Raw genomic sequence first — 236 nt, 5'->3', positions numbered from 1 at the left:
CCGCTCGAACCGCGTATCGTCATAGATGCCAGAGATCGGATATCCGTCCTGGTTCAGCAGCGTTTTCACATGTGCGGCGAACGCGGATTGGTCGTCGGTTTGTCCACCGACTTGCAAGGCACGGCACACCCATTCTTCGGCGGCTGCCTTGTCATAGTCGTCTCTCGCCGCATAACCCTGCCTGTCGGCCGCCGCCTGATCCAGACGTGCCGCGCTGAGCCGGCGCTCCAACCACG

At 62.3% G+C, this 236-nt stretch carries 1 protein-coding gene; it reads right to left on the bottom strand.

Translation table 11 applies throughout. The features are described 5' to 3' along the window. On the bottom strand, positions 1-236 hold a 236-nt coding region (locus AC0IYH_RS33980), incomplete at both ends, for a hypothetical protein (RefSeq protein ID WP_471838882.1).

It is taken from the genome of Pseudomonas sp. AC463 (genome assembly GCF_979253585.1).
Note: the sequence above shows the minus strand (reverse complement) of the source record. Positions and strands in the feature narration are given on the sequence as shown.